Raw genomic sequence first — 20,118 nt, forward strand, 5'->3', positions numbered from 1 at the left:
CTTGACAAAGTACACTTTCACCCTACTTATGGTACGGTTCCCCCAATTAATCTTCACCGCCCGGTAAATTTGCTCCAACCAGCACCAGCCGCATCAGCTGGTGCGGCTGCGTCATGCGCCCGAAGCTCAGTTTGGTCTGGGTTCGCTTCAATACTTCCTCGGATAGCCCATTAGAGCTGCCGATCATAGGTGCCAAGCTTATCGATATGTGCAGCCAGATCCTCGCTGGATCACAGCTGGCCGCCGATGGCTAGGGCGATGACATGGGTGTCCTGCGGGCCGTCCAACCAGAAATAGCTCACCAGATTGATTTCATCGTGCTTGCTTAGCCTACCATCCACTTTGTATGGCTCTGTACGCAGCACTTCCCGTCCCTGAATGGTTATGGCTTTGAGCTTAACATTATTCCGTTCGCCATCAATTCTCGAAAAAGAAACCTGGCCGTTCTTTTTCATATTCTGATACATATCCCCGTTTAACATCTGATTAAATGCAACGCTTTGGATTCCGGAGGCAGCCTCTTTTTTCTGATCTTGATCGCCCCGACTATAAGAGACCTGAAACATCTTGCGCATGGAATCCTCATCATTTTCCACATGATTAAAATTCGCTTTACGGGAAACATAGGAACCGCTGGCGGCAAAATCCCTGGGCAGCTTTCGCGGAAAAGCTGCTTTACATGAACGCGCCGGATGTCCTCGGTATCATACAAATAGTTCAAGAATTTGCCGTGATATTCATTGTTTTCATGGAGCTTGTTCAGCTCCGGATCAGGATGCTTCATTGAAGCGATGATTTGCTCCAAATCGTCGCTGGACAACCCGTGGGATCTCAGTTGATAGCTTATGTCTTGATCCTTCCAGAGATAATAATATCTTTCCGGCTGCCCTTTCCAGGCGGTCATGCGAATCGTAATTTTTAAGCCTTCATTAATACCAGGTAAGGATAGGGATTTTTTCTCTATAACTCTCCCACCATTCTTCTGATCCGCTCCATCTTCCTCTATTTTGGCAATCGAATCGTAAAGCTCCTGAAGATCAGCGCCTTACACTATGTTTAACATGATGTTGCCAGAACTTCTGTTTATGTTAGCCTTAACGTACTTTAAGTTGACCTCCGGATGTGAAGAATATTTGAGCTGAACGCTGAGACCGCTATAAGCATATCCCTTCGGCAGGACAGATGGAACTTTATATTTAAACGGCGCCACCCGTGCCCCTTTTTCAAGGTTATCGTATACCCGAAATCCTTCATTCGCAAATAGCGTTTCATTCCCGCCGTCTTCGGCATGAACCCAGGCGGAAGATCCCGCCTCTGATACTCGTGCATTTGTCAGCGTTGCCGTACCAATCAAGAACACGAGGACAACCGCCATTATTGAAAATTTATAAGAACCCTTTTTAAAAGATTGAATCATTCGAATCCTCCTCATTATCTCTTTTTGACCGTCCAAACCTTTAAAATATAGAAGATGCGGCTGGCTTCTCCCGGCAGAATACCGTTTCAGAAATCCTATAATCGTCATGCCGTAAGGCACAGCCTCCTCTTCCCCAAGCACCTCTAGGACATAGGCATCACATGCCAACTCCCGGTCGGCCTTCATTTGCTGCAAAATGAACCAAACAAGCGGATTCATCCAATGAACGGCAAACACCAGGCTGCCGAGCATATTACAGTGATACATTAGATACCCTTTTTGGGCTTCGACTGGTACAATGTGCCTATATTCTCTTTTTCTGTTCTGCTATTGAGATGTTGTCCTTCTGAGAATCAGAGCTGATATGGACATAGCCAATAACAGATTTAATTGTTAGTTTCATAGAGTTCCTCCCATGAGTGATTTCTGCATATTTTCATATGCGAATCGTACTTAGTAGGAGATTCTTTGTGACGTATAAATCATTTGGACAATAATTTTTATGGGGGAGTCGTCTCTGTATGAAAAAAGAAGAACTCTTTGAAATATTAACGAAAGATAAAAACATCGTAGAAAAACTGCATAGGAGAGCAGTATATAAAAGAGTATTTGCCTTACTTATGTTAATATTTAGTTTGCTAGTATTGACTACACTTATTCAAACTATGTACTGGGGTATTTTTTTAGATAGTGATAAAAAGAACTATTGGGGCATGACTTTCATGGGGATTTGGATAATAACAATTTTCGGCCTAGTGATGTCTGACAGCTACAACCCATTATCAAAAGTAGGTAAATTTAATAATCAGTTTTTTGTTCTGATAGAAGTACTTATTTCAGAAATAGAAAAAAGCAAACGTTTGTCATATAACGTAAATGAACAAATGCTGCTTTTTAAAAGATACCTGCATAAAATGAACGAACATGCAAAATCACTTTATATATTTGAAAATTCTGAAATAGCTTCAATCACATCTAAACTTTCAAGTATTCCAAACAATAAGTTACGTAATATGTCTGAGTACAATAAAGATATCATATTGAAATTTTTAAAATCTTTAAACATCCTCTACGAGTGTAAAATGAACGAAAGACCATATAATGAGCAAGAGTATCAATTTCTAATAAATAACATAAAAGTAATCAATAATTTTGAACCGGCTAGGGTAAGTACTAATAAGCGAGGTTTCCAGATACTTGAGATTCTGCAGAAAAACAAAAAGACAGGTCTGATTTCAACTATTGTTGTATTTGGATTGTTTGGCTTGACGTTAAAGTTGATGGGTGCAAATGATTCGAACTACATTGATTATTTTATGTACTCAATTACGATCGTTAGTGCTATTTTAACAGTGCTTTCGTTAAAAGATAAGGAATAGCTGTTCAAATAATTACAATTATCAGGACATTATGATAGCGCGGTAGCAGCAGACTAGGCTTAGCAATTGGCTTTATATTTACTGAGATGGTACAGGTAAAACTAGCTATGACTTATTCAGATGAAACAAACTAACATTGAGGGGGCCTAATAGGCTCCCTTTTACGTGTATACGACCAAGCTTTTTAGGAACTACGGATTATTTATCGATCAGGTTGGTCACTTTCAGCATTCTTGCGATTCACTTTATTCCACCTGTATGTACATGAAAAGTTACCCTTGTTCCTGTACCTAACGTACTTTTGATATGAAGTCCTGTTCCAAAGTGCCGTTTTAATCGCTGATCCGTATTTATCAATCCGACTCCTGACTTACCATCTGCTTTTCTTTCTAATATTCGTTGCAATTGAGCCTCATCCATTCCGATCCCATCGTCTTCAACTGTTATTTCTGCATGCGATTCATAGACAGAAATCCGAATAACAATCTTGCCTCCGCGAATGCGCTTCATAACACCATGTCTTATCGCATTTTCAACTAGAGGCTGGATCGTAAGAAATGGGATTTTTAATTCCTCGCAGTCATCTATCTCCCAAATAACCTGCAGCCTTTCTTCAAACCGAACCTTTTCGATATATAGATAAGAGCGCACTAGACTTAGCTCCTCTTTGATTGGAACAAGTCCATCCATATTTTGAAATTTAAATTTATTCCTTAAAAAATTGCTGAACTCATCAAGCAAATTACGCATCTTATCCAAATTAATGTCACTTAAAGCTGTTACAGCATTTAATGCATTAAATAAAAAATGAGGCTGGATTTGCGCTTGAAGCCATGCAGCTTCTAATCGCAATTGTTCCCGAACGAATTGTTTAATCGTAATTAGTGACTCTATCCGCGATTTTATTTCTATTGCTTCCACTGGCTTAGTCACATAATCGTTTGCTCCCGCTAAAAATCCACTTTGAATATCTTTCGGTTGGCTTCTTGCGGTAAGGAGCAAAACAGGGAGCTCCGTGAGTGTAAACCGCTCACGAATCATTCGTGTCAGCTCGTAACCAGACATCTGCGGCATCATAATATCAGAGATGACTAGATCCCATTCCTTTGTATCCAGTATAGCCAACACTTCTTTACCGCTCGTTACCATCGTTACATTATATTCATCTGGTGGTAGTATTGCTTCAAGCACTTGAAGGTTAATAGGATCATCATCAACTATTAATATAAGCGGACGGTCACGATTCACTTCTAATAAAGTTGTTGGTTTCGTAGCCGGAGGGATATCCACCTTTTCCGAATTTATCGAGACTTTTTCCTGAATCGGCATAGATTGTATTACTAACTGTTCGAATAAGTTAGAAACATCTTCATCTTCATCTTCATCTTCCTCTTCCTCCGCTTTCAAACCTGCTAGCTTTAACGAAAATGTAAATTTTGAGCCTTCTCCTAAAACAGAGGACACATCTAACGTACCTCCATGAAGCTCAACCAGTTGCTTGCTTATACTTAAGCCTAACCCAAAGCCGCCTTCAATCATTGTCTCACTCGTGCTGGCTTGCTCGTACGGACGGAATAGGCGCTTAAGCATGTCCTCATCCATTCCGATCCCGGTATCAGTAATAACAATATAAGCTCTTCCGTCCTTTGCAAAAGCTTGAATCGAAATTATCCCTTCGTTCGTATATTTCACAGCATTATGAAGTAAATTGAAAACGATTTGAATAACCCGATTTTCATCCGCATTTACTGAAGGAAAATCTTCAGGAATTTGATTTACAATTTCTACAGACTTCACTTCTGCGTTAAATTGCAGCATATCAAGCACTCCAGTCACGATGGGCTGAATCAATATGACTTTTTTCTGTAGACGCGGATTGCCTTCCCGTAAACTCATCACATCAATCAAATCGTTCAATATCAATGTCAACCGACGTCCTACGGATAATACCGTTTCAAGCTCCTTGATGCTCCGTTCCTGCAATAAATGCTGTTCCCTTTTTAAAACGGATTGTGACATGTTAAGCATGCTATGCACCGGATTTTTAAATTCATGCGATGTGTTTGCCAGAAATTGATCCTTATGGTCATTCATTCTTTGCAAGGTTGCAGCAAGCTCTTTGGTGTTCGCATGCATGATAAAGTAGCCCTTAAACCATTCAGAGGCTAAACAACCCATCGCAATAATCATATCGAACGGATAGTAGACAAGACTCAAACCGCTATCCAGCAAGATTAACGACCAAAGAGAATGGTTCATCAACGCAAGAAAAGAGAAAAGCAGTAAAAGATTGCTCTTTAAACCTTTGATTACTTTTTTAAACATTGTAATCAACGTGATAACTGCAGCAATACCAACTAATAGATAATAAACCGGAAAGAGCATAATCACTTGAGATGGATCTAAGAACAAAATGATGCCGGCAGTCCCTAGATTCATTACTTTATAGACAGGGTACATCCTACGCCAATATGGAAGCTCGCGATGATTCGTACACTGGAGCAAAGCATAGGCTGCAATAACGAAAGCAATATTAGCCAGCCTAAAATCCCAATTAATTCCAATGTAAAATAATTGATGGAACAACTTCTCATCCGTACTAAAGACACTCGTGATCGTTACACATAATGCAAGCAAACTGAAATAAAGCAGCTTCTTTTCCTTATTTCCTAGTAAATACAAAATAAGTGCATAGACAGCATGCATAATAAATATAATCGCTGCCAAAAACTGCATAGAAACGGAAGCTTTCATCTCTTTGGCAATGGCTTCTTCTGAACCAAATTTAATGGATCGGACAATACCCCCGCTTCGACTATCCACATAATTTGCCGCCTGAATGACGAGTTCGATTACACCGTTTTCGTCTGCTGTAAAGGTTGTAGAATAAGGTAGGTCCTTCGAAATATATTCATCCTTTGTTGTCGCCACCTGTCCGGATTTAGTAAGCAATCGACCGTTTACATATAATTCTGATGCAGTGCGTACGCTGGGTACACGAATACTATAATTAAGGTTCTTTTCCGGATCCACCAAAATACGCAGGCGATAGGACGCGAATCCATATGGAGTCGTCTCTTCACCATGCCAGGCTTCATTCCATCCCCCCGGAACCGAAATCAGCCTGTGCTCCAGCTCGCCCGGTACATCCTGTCCGCTGCCATCCAGCAGCCATTGTGAGGGATAAAACTCCCATTCCCCGTCAAGTAAGAGAATGCCGCCGTTTTCTGCATCCCAATCGCGCAGATCGAGATGCCCATTCGTAATGGATACCTGCCGTTGATCAGGAAACACTTCCACCCACAACATGCGCAGGCCGGATAGAATAACTAATAATAAGCCTATTAACAATATAATATGGCTCTTTTTCATTTGGTTGCTTGGTGAGTCATTTGCCAAGAAGTATTCCTCTCCTAATCCGTTCTCTAATGTAGGGGCGATACTCCATAATTTACCACAGCCTTCATGAAAGAGAAATGGATGCTGGAGATGTCTTTATGTCTATTTTAGGGCTATATCTTCTTAGTAGACTCCTTTTCACTTTTACTTTCAATAATTATCCATTTGTGCTGATTTTTTGTATCTCTGTGGCAAAATAAAGCAGAGCTACGACCGGGAAAGCTATTCCCATCCATAACGCGGCACTCCAGCCCCCCGTGGCGTATATCCACCCCCCAATTGCGGATCCGATGGCACCGCCAAAAAAGAAAATAGCCATAAAAAGCCCATTCAGACGACTTCGAATTTCGGGACTCAGCGAGAAGAGCGCGCGTTGTCCAAGCACAAGATTTGCGGATACACCGGCATCCAACAATATGGCTGAAACGACGAGAACGGCTACTCCAATGGATGAACCCGTACGGATCATAAGCGGCAGCAACATCGAAATGACGACCGTAGCGAGTGCAATCCCCGTAGCGGGTTTAGTCCAGCCGCGGTCGGCCAATCGTCCAGCCATAGGCGCAGCTATTGCACCCGCGACTCCGGCAAGCGCGAACAACGCAATGGCTTTCTGGGAGAAATGAAAGGTCGGGCTGGATAATAGTAACGGAGCTGTTGTCCAAAATAAGCTGAACGTCGCAAACACACATGCATGATATGCAGCCCGACGACGTAAGAGCGGAGTTGTTCGCAGCAAGTGCCACATTGAACCGAGTAGAGCTGTATAGGATGTGTCTGAAGAAGGCCTTCTTGCAGGCAACACCTTCGACAGTACGATTGCCAAGAGAAAGACAGCTGTGGCAGACAAAGCGAATACGGCATGCCAATCAAAGAAGTCGGCTACCAGGCTCGACAAGGGGCGCGAGAGCATGATTCCAAGCAATAAGCCGCTCATGACATTGCCGACAACGCGACCGCGGGAAGATTCGGATGCAAGGTATGACGCAAAAGGGACGAGCACCTGCGCAGCGACCGACCCTAAACCGATGACAAATGAAGCGGCTAAGAATGGAACAGCTTGTTTCGATAATGCAGTGAATGCAAGGGCAACTGCTGTGAGAAACAAAGAAACGACAATCAGCCTTCGATTCTCAACGATATCTCCCATCGGTACGATAAATAACAAGCCGACGACGTATCCCATCTGCGTTAACGTCACGATCAAGCCGGAACTGTTTGCGGACAGCCCGATTGAGGAGCTAATGACCCCAACCAAGGGCTGCGCATAGTAAAGATTAGCTACAATGATGCCGCATGCGGCAGCCAGAAGTATGGTTAACCATGCCGGGATATTTTTCTCGATGGTTTGTTTTTTTAAATCACTCATCATGAGTTCCTCCTCCACATTTAAATACTAGACGTATAGTTTATTAATTTTATATGTGAATAATATACTGAACGTTTAGTTTTGTAAATAGGCGAGCACAACTTTATTTTTTATCCGTAATTGGTATACTGAACGTATAGTTTATTTTTGTACGTTAAGATATGTATTGGACGAAAGAGGATGATGACGATGAATGGAAAAAGAGGCAGGCCGCGTAATGTGGAGGCGCAAAAGTCGATCCTTTCCGCATCTTATGAGCTATTGCTGGAAAGTGGCTTTCAAGCCGTCACCGTTGATAAAATTGCCGAACGTGCCCAAGTTAGCAAGGCTACGATTTATAAATGGTGGCCGAACAAGGCTGCCGTGGTCATGGATGGTTTCCTGCATGCCGCTACGGCCAGATTGCCCGTGCCTGATACGGGTAAAACATTGAACGATATTCTAATTCACGCCACGAATTTAGCCGGGTTTTTGATAAGCCGCGAGGGGACCATCATTACGGAGTTATTGGGCGAAGGGCAGTTTGACTCGGGATTGGCCGAGGCCTACCGGGCTCGTTTTTTCCGTCCCCGCCGGCTTGAGGCAAGAGGTCTTTTGGAGAAAGGGGTTCAACGCGGGGAATTGAAACCTCATCTCGACATAGGCATCTGCATTGATCTCATTTACGGTCCGATTTTCTATCGTTTGCTTGTGACAGGCGAACCGATCGACGACTCCTATGTACGGCATTTAGTAGAAAGCGCATTTGAAGGAATCCGCTCTACCTGAAGCGGCAATTCAAGAATCTCATTGCATTGTGGATGCCATATAGAGTGACGATTAGTCACATCATGCCAAAAAAGAGCGTTCCCCCACTTGAGGGAAACGCTCTTTTATAAGTAAACCGTATTATTTCAAGCCCAGTACCTCAAAATCATAAATCCGTGTGGCCGTATCCCCGCCCTGAGTCGCCTTCTCGATCTGAAGACGCACGTACCGCGCGGAGGTAAGTTCGATGGCATGGCTGCTGATCGCTTTCGTATTGTCTTTGACCGATACGGCATCCTTCCATTCCTTGCCGTCCGAGCTTACCTGAATGGAGAATGCGTGCGTGTTGAACGCGGCCGGCTCGCCTCCGGCTTCCGCATGCTTAATCACGAATTCGCTGAGCTTATGCTCGGCTCCCAAGTCCACCGTCAGCGAGTGCGGCCCGTCTCCGACGGCACACCATTTAGTGGCGGAATTGCCGTCCACCGCAAATTGTGGCGCTTCCTTCTCGTTCACGAAGCTTGACGCGGACGTCTTCTTGCCAAGGGCAAGGTTTCCGACGCCATTCTCGGCTTCCCGGGTAACCGTGATAAGCTTCTTCTGAACCCTATCCTCGCCAACGCTGTTTTTAGCGGTCAACGTGACTTCGTACGTTCCTTCCTCGGGATATTTCACTTTAGGATTCTGCTCCGTGCTGGACGCCGGCTGTCCGCCAGGGAAGCTCCAGCTCCATGACTCCGTCACTTCTGAAGAAAGATCCGTGAATTGTACCGTTTCTCCCGGCGCAATCAAGGTCTTATCCGCCTTGAAGGCTGCATTCGGCTTCGGATATTCCGGCCAGTCAAAACTTACAGCGGCTGCTTTTCCCTGTTGGTAATGCCGGTTTACCGGAATCACGACCATTTTGGTTGCATTCTCCTTAAGAAGCCGCTTCATCTCGGGTACGTAATAAACGGTATTTCCCGTCATGCCCATCAACTCGTACTTGCCGTCCGGATGGACGCGATAAACCTGGTAGTACAAAACGTCTTCATCCTGTTTTGGCGCCTTCCACGACAAGCGCGCATCACCATATATCCCGTCGCGGAAATCGTTTTCGATTACCCGCAAATCAGTCACCTCGTGCGGCTTCTTCGCCTTGTCGTTCACCTGCGTAACCGCCAGGCGGCCGATATTGGCCCGATAATCCGCCAGATCCGCCGCGGACTCGAATTGAAGCGAGATTCCCGCAATCGTGCGGCCTTTATACTTGTTCAGCTTGACGCTTCCCTGCTTCCAATTCTGATCCGCGCCCGTGCTGGTCCACTTGCCCGGCTCGAAAAATTCGTACCGATCCGGCGCATCGGAGAATGCCAAGCCGATCTTCACCTTGGCGTCTTTCGCATTGTCCGTATAAACGACCGATATTTCCGTGGTGGGTTCCACCGGGATATTCGCCTTGTACAGCTTTACATGGGTGGAAGAGCCTTTGCTTACGGCACCTGCCACCTGAAGCGAGCTGCCTCCGTAATAGGATTTGCCGAAATCAAATCCCGGTTTCAGGGCCTCGCCTTTGCCGTTTATCTCCGTGATCCAGCGCCAGGTCGGCAAAATATCCTGCAGGCTCCGGTTGCTCCAGTCGCGGCTCCGCATCACTTTGCCGTCCACCGCAAACATATGGCCGTTACCGGTATTGAAATGGGTAACGAATTCGGAGTCGGTCAGCACGGTTTTTGCAACGACATCATGGGCAATCCCTCTCCAGGCGAGCGGATCGGTCCCCTCAGGCTGCGAGGTATTCGCCGGATTCATTCCGGTTCCCACCCAGAAAATCTGCTCCTTTTTCATGTACTCCTCATGGGTTTCGGAGCTGTTGAACGCCCAATCGGGACGGTAAATGCCAAGGGAGGTCGTAGCTCTCTTGCCCTCCGGGAACAGAACTGGCCAATTAAACTTGCCTTCGTAGCCTTTCGCCTCCACATCAATGCCGGCGTATAGATCATACGGGCTGCGGCCAAGCTCCGCCGCTTTGGCCGGGGAGTTCAAGAACGGAGTAATGTAATCGTATTTGCCGTTCTTCTCATCTTTGAACTGCCAGCGGAAATCGATAAACATATTGTCGGAAACCCGCTGATTTCCTGCCTGGAAGAACATCTCGTTCTTATTCGTCAAGGCCCCCTGCCACTTCACCGGTCCCTCCTGAATCATGGAATCGTACCAGATCACTTCCATGCCCGGCGCTTTCTTCTGCTGCAGGTAAGTCAAAAACTCAGCCATCTTGGCGGCATCTTCCGGAGTTCCGCCCTGGGTTTCCTGATTGATAAACCAGCCGTCAAATCCGTAATACGTCGCTACCTCAATCAGCTTGTCGGCAACCGGGAAAGAGCCGTCCTCCCGCTGCTTTAACAGATCATGCAGCCACTGGATTTTGCCCCCATGCTCGGTTTGCGGCAAGAAAACGGTTCCAAAAACGGGAACCCCATTCTTGTGGGCCGCATCGATCACGTCGCTGCTTGGAGGAACGATTAATCCCTCGCCTGCCGAGCCGCCCCACATCACCAGCTTGTCGATATACTGCCAATTGCTGAAGGTATAGGTATGGAACTTCTCCGAGCCTTGGGAAGGAGCTCCGCTTGTGCTTGGATACATGGAAGCAATCGATAAAACCTTCACTTCCTCCTTGGCATTGCTGTTTACCTTGCTGCCTTGGATACGCTGATCCTCCAGCTTAACCGTTCCCCGGTTAAAGCGAGCATCCTGATCCGTGGACGGCGACCATTCCAGCAGCGTGTTCGGATACCAATACGACGAGTGAGGCTGTGCCGCTTCGGCTTCTCCGGCAAAGCCCGTCAGGGATGTGGCAAGCAAAGCCGTGCTCATCAATAACGCCATTTTGCGCTTCCACTGGGTTCTGGTCAAATAATCCGGTTTGATTCGTTTCAATGGAAAAACCTCCTATGTTTACGATGACTTCGTAGTGAATCATGAATCTTTTCCAGCAAAAGAAGGAATGACAGAGAGAGACGGCTGTAAGGAACAGCCGCTTCTACCCTTCATACACTTTACGGATTACTTGTTTTGAGCCTTCCACTCATCAAACTGTTTTTGAGCTTCAGCGATAACTCTGTCGATCCCGGCATCCTTGAACTTTTGTTTTGCTTTTGGCAGATATTCGTCAGGATCTACGGAGCCGGTGTACAGCGCGGGAATAAATTCCTTGGCTACGTTCGTGATGGCCGCAACCTCCGTTTTTACCGGAGCCGTGTCGAAATTAAAGCCGAACGTAGGGGCCACTACAGCAGATGTGTTGAATTTCTCGAATGCTTCCCATTTGTCCTTAGGCTCGCCTTCGTGAAGGTAAGTCAGGAACATGTTGCCCAGCGCGAATCCAGGCATCGCGTAGTTCTCCTGCATCGCAGGCATATCCTCGATGTACGGCTCTTCAAGCTTCTTGTAATGCGTCCCTTCCAAGCCGGATTGAATCATATTCCGGAGTTTCACATCCGTGTTAAGCAGGTTCAGGAACATCATCGCCCGCTCCGAATTTTTGGAGTAAGAAGAAATAGCCATCATCGAACCTGCTGCGGAACTGGTGTAAATGACAGGATCATGCATCGGTCTCGTCACGATGTCATAACCCGCGTTTCTGGACCAGCCGAGCTCCGCGTATGGCTGCGTAATCTCGCGGTCCACGAGCCATTTACCGGTTTTGATGTTGTCAATGCCGTCCAGCGTCGCAACGTCCTCGCGCACGTAACCCGCTTTATAGTATTTGCGCATGGTCGTCAGAGCCGATTTCAGTTCAGGTGAATCCAGCAAATTCACAAATTTAAAGTCCTTGGTGTCGATGTACATACCGATCGGAATTTCATCGCCAAGCGGGAAGTCGAACGGCAAGTACGGCTTAAAGCCTTTCGGTACGGCAAGCGGTGTAATATCCGCAGGCTCGTTCTCTTTAATCGTTTTCAGAAGCGGCTCCAGATCCTCGATTGTCGTCACCTTGGAAATGTCCAGGTTGTACTTATCCAGATACTTTTTGTTGAAGCGCCATACAAACTGTTGTGCCAGTTCCTTGTTGGCCGGGATACCATAGTTCACGCCGTTAACCTTCGTTCCTTCCAAGAAACGGGGATCCAGCGCTTCCTTAATGCCTTTTCCATATTGATCAAGCAGCTCATTCAGCGGCTTAAACGCGCCCTTCGCCGCATTTGGAAGATAATCGAACGCCCACGAGCTGGTGAAGGCGATGTCGTAATTCTCGCCGGAGCTCGTAATGACCTGCATTCGCTGGCTGTAATCGCCCCAGTCGATCATGCTGATTTCGATCGTTGCATTGATTTTTTCCGTCAGATATTTATTGATTTCCTCTTGAACCATAGGCAGGTCCTTCTGGTTAGGCCCGATCATGTACATTTTTAGTTTGACCGGATCCAGCTTGGAGGCATCGACCGTGCCGTCGCTTTGAACGGCTGCCTCTTCCTTCGCAGGTTCGTTCGGCTTATTGCCGCCTTCCTTGCTGCCGCAGGCCGACAGTACAACGGTCAGCAGAAGCACAAGAGCAAGGGACAGTATAGAAACCTTTTTCTTAAACATGTGTTTTTCCCCCTGTATCACTTAATGGTTAATGCTATATTGACACCGCTTACACACTTGATGCATCAAAGCCGGATTTCTCCGGCAGTGTGCGATGCGGGTACAACCTTATGAAATTATCCTTTGACCGAGCCTACAGTCAGGCCTTGGACAAAATATCGCTGGAAGAACGGATACGCCATGACAATCGGCAGCGTAGCCAATACGACCATCGCCATCCTTACCGTCTCTGTCGGCAAGCCGGCTGCTACATCGAACGATCCGATATTCTGCGCATTCTTTGTTAGAAAGTCCATGTTCTTCTCGATCTGCATGAGCATGAACTGCAGCGGAGGCGTTGACTGTGGATTGTTATAATACAGCAAGGCATTAAACCAGTCGTTCCAGTAACCCAAAGAGCTGAACAAACCGATGGTTGCAATCCCCGGCAGCGAGACAGGCAACACGATTCTGATAAAGGTCAGAAATTCGCCGGCGCCATCGATTCTGGCGGACTCGATAATTTCATCCGGAATCGTCGTTTGAAAAAAGGTCCTCATGACGATGATGGAGAACGCGCTCAAGGATAGAGGAAATATCAGCGCCCAGATCGTGTTTTGCAGATGCAAGAACTGGGTCATCACGATATAACCAGGTACCATACCGCCCGAGAACAACATGGTGAAGAAGGCCAGAAAGCTGAAAAAACCTCTAAATTCAAAGTTTCGACGAGACAATGCATACGCATAAGTCGTAACCAGAGCCAGACTCACCAGCGTCCCCAGCACCGTGACCAGGAGCGTTAAGCCGAATGAGGACAGCAATTCGCTTCCCGTTTCGAAAATATATTCATACGCCGCCGTACTGAACTGGCTCGGCAGCAGCCTGAAGCCTTCCAAGACCAGTGTCTGTTCGTCCGTCAGGGAGATAATAATAACAAATAGGAACGGAAAGATACAGGAGAACGAGAAGATGCCGATCACGATATTGAAAATCGTATTCCACAACGGGGAGATGGCGTTATAGTCTCTCTTTCTTGAACGCTTTGCCGGCTGATCGGCGGTTTGCGTTGATAGCTGCGTCATTGAAGTTACACCTCCCTCGGATTAGAAAATCGCATGATCTTTTTCAATTTTTCGAACGATATAATTGGCGACCAGAATCAGAATCAGCCCTACAAACGATTGGTACAGGCCCGCTGCCGTGCTCATTCCGATGTCCCCCATATTGATCAGCCCGCGGTAGACGAAGGTATCGATTACGTTCGTAACTGGGTACAGCGCACCCGAATCCTTCGGAAGCTGATAGAACAATCCGAAATCGGAACGGAAGATGCCACCGATCGCCAGTATAGTCAGTATGATCATAAGCGGTTTCAGCAGCGGAATCGTGATGTACCGCACCTGCTTCCACTTGCTGGCTCCGTCGATGACGGCCGCTTCATAATAAGACTTGTCGATCCCTGTAATAGCCGCAAGATAAATAACGCTGTTGTAGCCTACGCCTTTCCAGATGCCGACAAAAATGATGATGAAGGGCCAATACTTTGATTCCGAATACCAACTGATCGGCTCTCCTCCGAAATAAGTGATGATTTGATTCAACGTCCCTTTGTCCACACTCAGAAAGGTGAACGCAAAATAACTGATGATAACCCACGACAAAAAGTGCGGCAGAAACATGCCGGTCTGATATACCTTGGCCGTCCGCTTGTTGACAAGCTCGCTCAGCATGATCGCAAAGCCGACCGCAATGATCAGGCCCAGGATGATAAAGGCCAGGTTGTACAGGATCGTATTCCTCGTAATGATATAAGCATCATTGGTTGTAAACAGATATTCAAAGTTTTTGAACCCTACCCATTCGCTGTTGAACACGCTGGCGAAAAACCCGTCCGGGCTTATACGGAAATCCTTAAAAGCGAGAACCGTGCCAAACATGGGCAAGTAAGCAAAGACAAGAAACCAAATGGTTCCGGGCAGTATCATCAGCAGCATAAACCGGTTGCGTATAACCTTTTTGATGAACCCCGACATGAGCACTCCTCCTCTTCCCCGTTAAATACAAGTGATGCGACTGTTATTGAAGATCCCCATGACCTTTGTCATCGCGGATTTTCTTATCACTCGCCCTTAACTAATATAATTGTGCCAAGAAAGCGCTATCGCCCTCAAGTTGAAAAATACTAGAACGGGATGGATAAATTAAAGAATCCTCCAAAAACAAACAACAAAAGAACAGGCCAAAGCTTATTAGCCTTGAGCCTGTCACAAAGGGTTCACTGTTTATTAGATCCGATAGATGGACCTCATCTCGGTTGGAGACACGCCCGTATATTTTTTGAACTGCCTGTAAAAGTACGAGCTGTCTGTATAACCTACGCTGAAAGCAATATCCGCCGTCTTCTGATCCGTATGTAAAAGGAGCTGCGTCGCTTTCTCGATGCGGTACTGGTTCAAATAATCCGAGAAGCTTGCGCCAACCTCCTGCTGAAAGAGCTGCCCCAAATAATTCGGATGCATCTGCAGCCGCTGGCTCAGCGTCTTCAGGGAAAGCTCTTCCGGATAATTGTGCTGCACCTGCTCCACAAGGAACGAAACATGCAGGCTATATCCCTGATCCGCTTCTTGCAGGCGCTCGAGGCTGCGTTCGACGATACGCCATACATGATTTCGGAGCCCCTGGAGCGTATTGATCCGGTGCATTGGCGTAAATACCTCGCTGTAATCGGGGTTTTTCTCCATATCCTTCGCCGCAATCATCAGTTGGACAGCCGCATTCAAGCAGGCTCCCCTCGGTACCGTCTGCGCCCCGCTGCCACCGCCAAGAACGGATTCTATATAGGCCTGCAAAGATGAAACGTCTCCTTCGATCAGCAGCTTTGCATAGGTATCCGGACGGACGGACGGCGAAGAAGCCTGAACGGACTCCGGTTCCGCAGGCGGATTATAAAGGGTCTTTTCATCTCCTGCAATCAGGCAGGCGTTGAAATGGCCTTTCCCTTTCCTGTAGCTCTCCTGAATATCTTTAAAATCATTGACTCCCGCATTTCCTTCGGAGCACCACATGCGCAAGCCGGTCAACTGCCGCAGCTTGGCCATGGAACTTCTCATACCCTCCCGCGCGGCATCCCTCCGCTCATTCATCGCGACAGACAAAACGACGATGTCGTCATCCGCATCGGGAAAACAGATCACCTCATGTTCTCCCCCAAGCTCTTTCGAAAAAGCCCGGCATAATTCATCGGCTAGGTTGGTCAAGCGGTAGAGCTGGGATACCGGACGTTCGTCGGATATGAGCCGCAGAACATAAACCTGGTAAGACACATAATTCAGCGGAATTCCGAGAAGTTCGGCTCTTTGTTTTAATTCCGAGCTTTTGATTTCGCCGTTAACCCATCGCTGCAAAATATTGCTACGGAGGATCTTCCAATCCTCCTCGGAGCGAAACCGTTTCAATTCCTCGCGCTCCCAATCACCCCGGATATGCTTGATAGTCGCTTCCAGCTCCTCGATGTTGATCGGTTTCAAAATGTAATTTTGAATGCCGAGCGTGATCCCTACCTTCACATATTCAAATTCTTCGTACCCGCTCAGTACAATAAATTTGGTGCGAGGATTTATCTCTTTTACCTTCTTGATGAGCTCGAGTCCGTTCATTCTTGGCATCATAATATCCGTGATCAGCAGATCCACGGGCTCTTCCCTCAACTTCTCAAGCGCCTGTATACCATCGTTGGCCGAACCCGACACGTGCAGATCGTACTCCTGCCAATCCACAATGGTGGCCAATCCCTGAGCAATCAAAGGCTCATCATCAACAAAAAATACCCTCCTCATGTCGTCTCCCCCTTGCGAAGCATCGGTATTTCCATGCGGACCTCGGTTCCCTGTCCCTCCGTGCTGTTTATGGTCACTCCGTAATCGTTTCCGTAATTCAGAATGATCCGTTCATGTACGTTCATCAGCCCGATCGACCGGTAACCCTTGTCGGGAGGCTGAAGTTCTTTGTCGAGTGTCTGGCGGATTTGGGTCAACTTTCCTTCCGATATGCCCGTTCCATTGTCCGAGACGATGATAACGATCCGTTCCCCTGCCCGATAGGCTCGGACTGAAATTTTATTGCTGTCTTCGAGCGGACGGAATCCGTGGACGATATAGTTTTCCACGACCGGTTGGACCAGAAGCTTGATGATGCTGCAGTTTAGAATTTCCGGGTCCACCTCGATTTCCGCCTCCAGCCGTCCGTCATAGCGGATGCGGAACAGGTCCAGATAGACCGAGCACATGTCGATCTCCTCCTCGACGGTAACAATCGTGTTCTTTTTCACCATGCTCTTGAACATGACCGACAAGCTGTATATCATTTGGCCCACTTCCTTCGCCCCCACGAAATATGCCTTCATGCGTATCGATTCCAGCGTATTGTATAGAAAATGGGGATTAATCTGGGATTGCAGTGCAACCAGCTCGGCGTTCTTCTGCTTGATTTCCGAGGTATACATTTTATCGATATATTGCTCCAAGCGGTCACCCATGTCGTTAAACCGGTGGGAAATCTGCTGAAGCTCGTCTTCTCCGGACATCTGGATACGCGTCGACAGATCCCCTTCGCCGATCCGGTTCATGGAGCGGATGATCCGCTGAACTTTTTTGGAATACTTCCGGATGATCGTAAACGTAATCGCAAAACTGGCCACCATAAACACGAGGGTGACCAGGATCAGCCCGGTCCTTAAACTCTCCGTGCTCTCTTTGATTAAGGATTGCGACACAATCCCCACCACCGACAAGCCCGCATTTCCGACATTCAGCATGTTCACTTTGGAAGGCTCGTCCAGCTCAACCCAGTCTCCGGATTTTTCCTGATCTAAGTGATAGGGATAGGTTTGACCGTAGTACACATCCTCCGAGTCGTAAATAACGGTTCCCTGGGCGTTCAACACCAAAATCCGGCCTTTTACCGAAGCGCGGCTCTCCAGCCAGGATGAAATTTGCCGGGCGTCGAACTCCACGTTCAACATCCCCACCCGATTCAGGGTCCAAGGGTCCTTCAGCTCTCTCGAGTAGGAATACGATCTTGGACTGGAACCTGCGGATGAATTTGAAAACTCGTTTTGCGGCATGGTATCCCAGCTGTGCTGCTCCCGGCGGGCGAACCAGGTCTCCCACTTGTTTTTGGAACCGGATTCATTATTCAGCTGCTGGTTGGTCCGGCTGATATACATATAGAAATTGTTCGGATAACTGTAGATGGACACGCTTTTGGCGCTTAGCTCCTGCTCCAGGTAATTTTTCAGCAAGGTATTGAAAGACCTCAAACGCTGCTCCCCCGTCTTGGTGTACAAATCCAGACGGTATTTCAAGTAACTCTCATATTCGTGGTTCAAAAAATAGATCAGCTCGTCGCTCAACGTGGCATCACCGTAAATCTGCTGAAATATATTCTGTATGCTCTCATACTGCCTGCTCAAATAGATATTCAGGACATGCGCGGATTTGAGATTCGCATCGGTCTGCTCACGGAGTATGCGCTGCGTCTGGTATTGATAAACCAAGGTCGCAGCAATCGCGAACAGCACGATCATGACGGTCGAATAAAGCACGACGATTTTGTTGAACATTTTTCGCTTCAGATGGTTTAAATAGAATTGGCGCAGTCTGAAAATATGAAACACACCCTGTTCTATAATGGTCACTTCGGCACCCAGTGTACACCGTTTCCGTAAACCCGGCAATTGAAATTTGCACCTTTACGAAAGAGCACCGTTTTACTGTCACAGCATTGATGATTACGCAGGATACGGGGGACGGCATTCCGTTCGTCCTGACCGAACGCGGTATGGAACCACTATACTACGAACTGGACTGAACAAGTCGGCCCAGCTCACCCGCATTTATGATATCGAAAGCAGCGGGAGGTTTTGGCGAAGGGAACGCGCGGCAACGTGCTACAGATTTTCGAGGATAAACACTCGCCAATGAGGCATGGGATTGCGCTGCTTCGAAGTATCGTCCATCTATAGACTAGAGGAATGGTTTCCTTTCTTGGTTCACATCACAGCCCAATGATCGAGGTACTTGAACAGCTACTGTTTCATTAGATTTCATTCCTCACTCCATGAGATGAAAAACATTGTCGTTTCTTGCATGTATAAAAAAGCCCCTAAGTCAATTTAAGGGCTAGAATTTCTTATAAATCATCGATCTTAATAAGTATTCGGGTAGAGTTGAAATGAAGTATAGATTTCGGGAAGCAGACAGGGTTATCTGATTTGAATCATTTACATGTAGGTGGTCGATTCGAAGTCACAATTATTTTATAATCATTATGTAGAACAATTATATTAGGGTGAAAAATTTATGAAGAGTCAATTAAGAAATATTACCATTGATAGTCAGGCATTTGTTTATTGGTATTCGGGTGGGAAAAGTTTCACATTAAATATTTCTCCAAAGGAAAACAAAAATATCAAAATCACACTTATTTTCGAATCAAATCCACCAGATGAAGATCCTCTTACATTCTGGGCTTTTTACAATATTACAGTACAAAAAAATGATTTAGAAACAACAATACACCTAGGCAAGCCAAAACATATAGCTGAGATTATTTCATATCTAATGAAACAAAGAAAAGAATTATTTACAAAAGGACAGCCTCATATTTTAAATAATGCATGGGATTTATTAATGGAAATGGGATATTCAAATTTTAATCCGGTTTGGGTTGGCGAATGGTAGAACATCGTCAGGAACGATGGTTTTTTAGCTTAACGGGTCTATCGGTGAAAATGAGATGAGAGTTCCGTGCGGTTAATCGCTGATCCGTATTTATCAATCCGATAGAGGAATTTTGGGGCGCTATTTCCGGACGAAGCGGCTGATGGACCTCTGTCAAGAAAGTGGACACCAAATAACGTTGCCAAGCGATGCTTTTGTAATACGCTGCTTCAAACCGGTCTGGGGATAAATGGCCCAGTGAACTGTGGATTCGCTTCCGGTTTGTAAAAGAGCTTGATGTACTCAAAAACCTCTTGCTGCGCCTGGGCTTTTGTCCGAAATTTGGTGCAGTAAATAAACTCCTTCTTCAACACATACGCTGGCCAGATAGAGCCGTCCCTCACGGCAAGGGATGTACGTAATGTCCGTTACCCATACCTTGTTCGGCGCTGTCGTGGCAAAGTTCTGGTTGAGCACGTTAGGCGCAATCAGGCTCGTGTGATTGGAGTCCGTCGTGGTGACTTTGAACTTCTT

At 46.4% G+C, this 20,118-nt stretch carries 13 protein-coding genes and 2 pseudogenes; 3 read left to right on the forward strand and 12 right to left on the reverse strand.

All coding sequences use genetic code 11. From position 1 onward, the window contains the following. Nucleotides 1–22: 22 nt before the first annotated feature. Together MNQ98_RS29175 and MNQ98_RS29180 are read right to left on the reverse strand one after the other, a co-directional pair. Nucleotides 23–272, reverse strand: a pseudogene (locus MNQ98_RS29175) (23S rRNA (pseudouridine(1915)-N(3))-methyltransferase RlmH); the annotation flags it as partial. A 773-nt stretch (nt 273–1,045) separates the two neighbouring features. Continuing rightward, nucleotides 1,046–1,684 carry a M56 family metallopeptidase gene (locus MNQ98_RS29180; protein ID WP_241931308.1) on the reverse strand — a complete coding sequence of 213 codons (639 nt, stop codon included), beginning with the start codon at nt 1,682–1,684 and terminating at the stop codon, nt 1,046–1,048. 254 nt (nt 1,685–1,938) lie between these two features. Here MNQ98_RS29180 and MNQ98_RS29185 point away from each other — a divergent pair, with 254 nt between their 5' ends. Further along, nucleotides 1,939–2,796 carry a hypothetical protein gene (locus tag MNQ98_RS29185; RefSeq protein WP_241931309.1) on the forward strand — a complete coding sequence of 286 codons (858 nt, stop codon included), beginning with the start codon at nt 1,939–1,941 and terminating at the stop codon, nt 2,794–2,796. A gap of 240 nt (nt 2,797–3,036) precedes the next feature. Here the strand turns inward: MNQ98_RS29185 and MNQ98_RS29190 are convergent, their stop codons facing one another. Continuing rightward, nucleotides 3,037–6,168, reverse strand: coding sequence for an ATP-binding protein (locus tag MNQ98_RS29190; protein WP_481856805.1), 3,132 nt, complete (start codon nt 6,166–6,168; stop codon nt 3,037–3,039). Nucleotides 6,169–6,352: 184 nt separating this feature from the next. After that, a complete protein-coding gene (locus MNQ98_RS29195) occupies nt 6,353–7,564 on the reverse strand; it encodes an MFS transporter (protein WP_208920966.1) in 1,212 nt (403 codons plus the stop codon). 189 nt (nt 7,565–7,753) lie between these two features. On the opposite strand from MNQ98_RS29195, the gene MNQ98_RS29200 reads away from it, so the two are divergent. Then, on the forward strand, nt 7,754–8,332 hold the full coding sequence (locus MNQ98_RS29200) for a TetR/AcrR family transcriptional regulator (RefSeq protein WP_241931311.1): 579 nt from the start codon (nt 7,754–7,756) through the stop codon (nt 8,330–8,332). 120 nt (nt 8,333–8,452) lie between these two features. On the opposite strand, the gene MNQ98_RS29205 is transcribed toward MNQ98_RS29200, so the two are convergent. The 6 genes from MNQ98_RS29205 to MNQ98_RS29230 all read right to left on the reverse strand — a co-directional run bounded on the left by MNQ98_RS29205 (nt 8,453) and on the right by MNQ98_RS29230 (nt 18,599). After that, nucleotides 8,453–11,233, reverse strand: coding sequence for an endo-beta-N-acetylglucosaminidase (locus tag MNQ98_RS29205; RefSeq protein WP_241931312.1), 2,781 nt, complete (start codon nt 11,231–11,233; stop codon nt 8,453–8,455). A gap of 126 nt (nt 11,234–11,359) precedes the next feature. Next, a complete protein-coding gene (locus tag MNQ98_RS29210; RefSeq protein WP_241931313.1) occupies nt 11,360–12,883 on the reverse strand; it encodes an ABC transporter substrate-binding protein in 1,524 nt (507 codons plus the stop codon). 116 nt (nt 12,884–12,999) lie between these two features. Further along, nucleotides 13,000–13,947, reverse strand: coding sequence for a carbohydrate ABC transporter permease (locus tag MNQ98_RS29215; protein WP_241931314.1), 948 nt, complete (start codon nt 13,945–13,947; stop codon nt 13,000–13,002). Nucleotides 13,948–13,968: 21 nt separating this feature from the next. Then, the gene (locus tag MNQ98_RS29220) at nt 13,969–14,898 is read right to left on the reverse strand and encodes an ABC transporter permease (RefSeq protein ID WP_241931315.1); all 930 of its coding nucleotides are present in this window, start codon (nt 14,896–14,898) and stop codon (nt 13,969–13,971) included. A 252-nt stretch (nt 14,899–15,150) separates the two neighbouring features. After that, nucleotides 15,151–16,701: a response regulator transcription factor gene (locus MNQ98_RS29225; RefSeq protein ID WP_241931316.1), complete on the reverse strand. Its 1,551-nt coding sequence runs from the start codon at nt 16,699–16,701 to the stop codon at nt 15,151–15,153. Next, nucleotides 16,698–18,599, reverse strand: coding sequence for a sensor histidine kinase (locus MNQ98_RS29230; RefSeq protein ID WP_241931317.1), 1,902 nt, complete (start codon nt 18,597–18,599; stop codon nt 16,698–16,700). The genes MNQ98_RS29225 and MNQ98_RS29230 overlap by 4 nt, the downstream gene beginning before the upstream one ends. Before the next feature lie 625 nt (nt 18,600–19,224). Here MNQ98_RS29230 and MNQ98_RS29235 point away from each other — a divergent pair. Beyond that, nucleotides 19,225–19,605, forward strand: a complete 381-nt coding sequence (locus MNQ98_RS29235; protein ID WP_241931318.1) for a hypothetical protein — start codon at nt 19,225–19,227, stop codon at nt 19,603–19,605. Nucleotides 19,606–19,814: 209 nt separating this feature from the next. Here the strand turns inward: MNQ98_RS29235 and MNQ98_RS29985 are convergent, their stop codons facing one another. Together MNQ98_RS29985 and MNQ98_RS29245 are read right to left on the reverse strand one after the other, a co-directional pair. Further along, nucleotides 19,815–19,988, reverse strand: coding sequence for an IS3 family transposase (locus MNQ98_RS29985; protein WP_481856700.1), 174 nt, complete (start codon nt 19,986–19,988; stop codon nt 19,815–19,817). Next, nucleotides 19,963–20,115 (reverse strand): annotated as a pseudogene (locus MNQ98_RS29245) (IS3 family transposase); the annotation flags it as partial. The gene MNQ98_RS29985 and the pseudogene MNQ98_RS29245, both read right to left, overlap by 26 nt. Nucleotides 20,116–20,118 lie beyond the last annotated feature (3 nt).

This window comes from Paenibacillus sp. N3/727 (genome assembly GCF_022637315.1).
GTDB lineage: Bacteria > Bacillota > Bacilli > Paenibacillales > Paenibacillaceae > Paenibacillus_AQ > Paenibacillus_AQ uliginis.

Coding starts and splice junctions, on each gene's coding strand:
- MNQ98_RS29180 (WP_241931308.1), bottom strand. CDS start 1,684: ATGTATCACTGTAATATGCTCGGCAGCCTGGTGTTTGCCGTTCATTGG.
- MNQ98_RS29190 (WP_481856805.1), bottom strand. CDS start 6,168: ATGAAAAAGAGCCATATTATATTGTTAATAGGCTTATTATTAGTTATT.
- MNQ98_RS29185 (WP_241931309.1), top strand. CDS start 1,939: ATGAAAAAAGAAGAACTCTTTGAAATATTAACGAAAGATAAAAACATC.
- MNQ98_RS29200 (WP_241931311.1), top strand. CDS start 7,754: ATGAATGGAAAAAGAGGCAGGCCGCGTAATGTGGAGGCGCAAAAGTCG.
- MNQ98_RS29220 (WP_241931315.1), bottom strand. CDS start 14,898: ATGTCGGGGTTCATCAAAAAGGTTATACGCAACCGGTTTATGCTGCTG.
- MNQ98_RS29215 (WP_241931314.1), bottom strand. CDS start 13,947: ATGACGCAGCTATCAACGCAAACCGCCGATCAGCCGGCAAAGCGTTCA.
- MNQ98_RS29210 (WP_241931313.1), bottom strand. CDS start 12,883: ATGTTTAAGAAAAAGGTTTCTATACTGTCCCTTGCTCTTGTGCTTCTG.
- MNQ98_RS29225 (WP_241931316.1), bottom strand. CDS start 16,701: ATGAGGAGGGTATTTTTTGTTGATGATGAGCCTTTGATTGCTCAGGGA.
- MNQ98_RS29235 (WP_241931318.1), top strand. CDS start 19,225: ATGAAGAGTCAATTAAGAAATATTACCATTGATAGTCAGGCATTTGTT.
- MNQ98_RS29195 (WP_208920966.1), bottom strand. CDS start 7,564: ATGAGTGATTTAAAAAAACAAACCATCGAGAAAAATATCCCGGCATGG.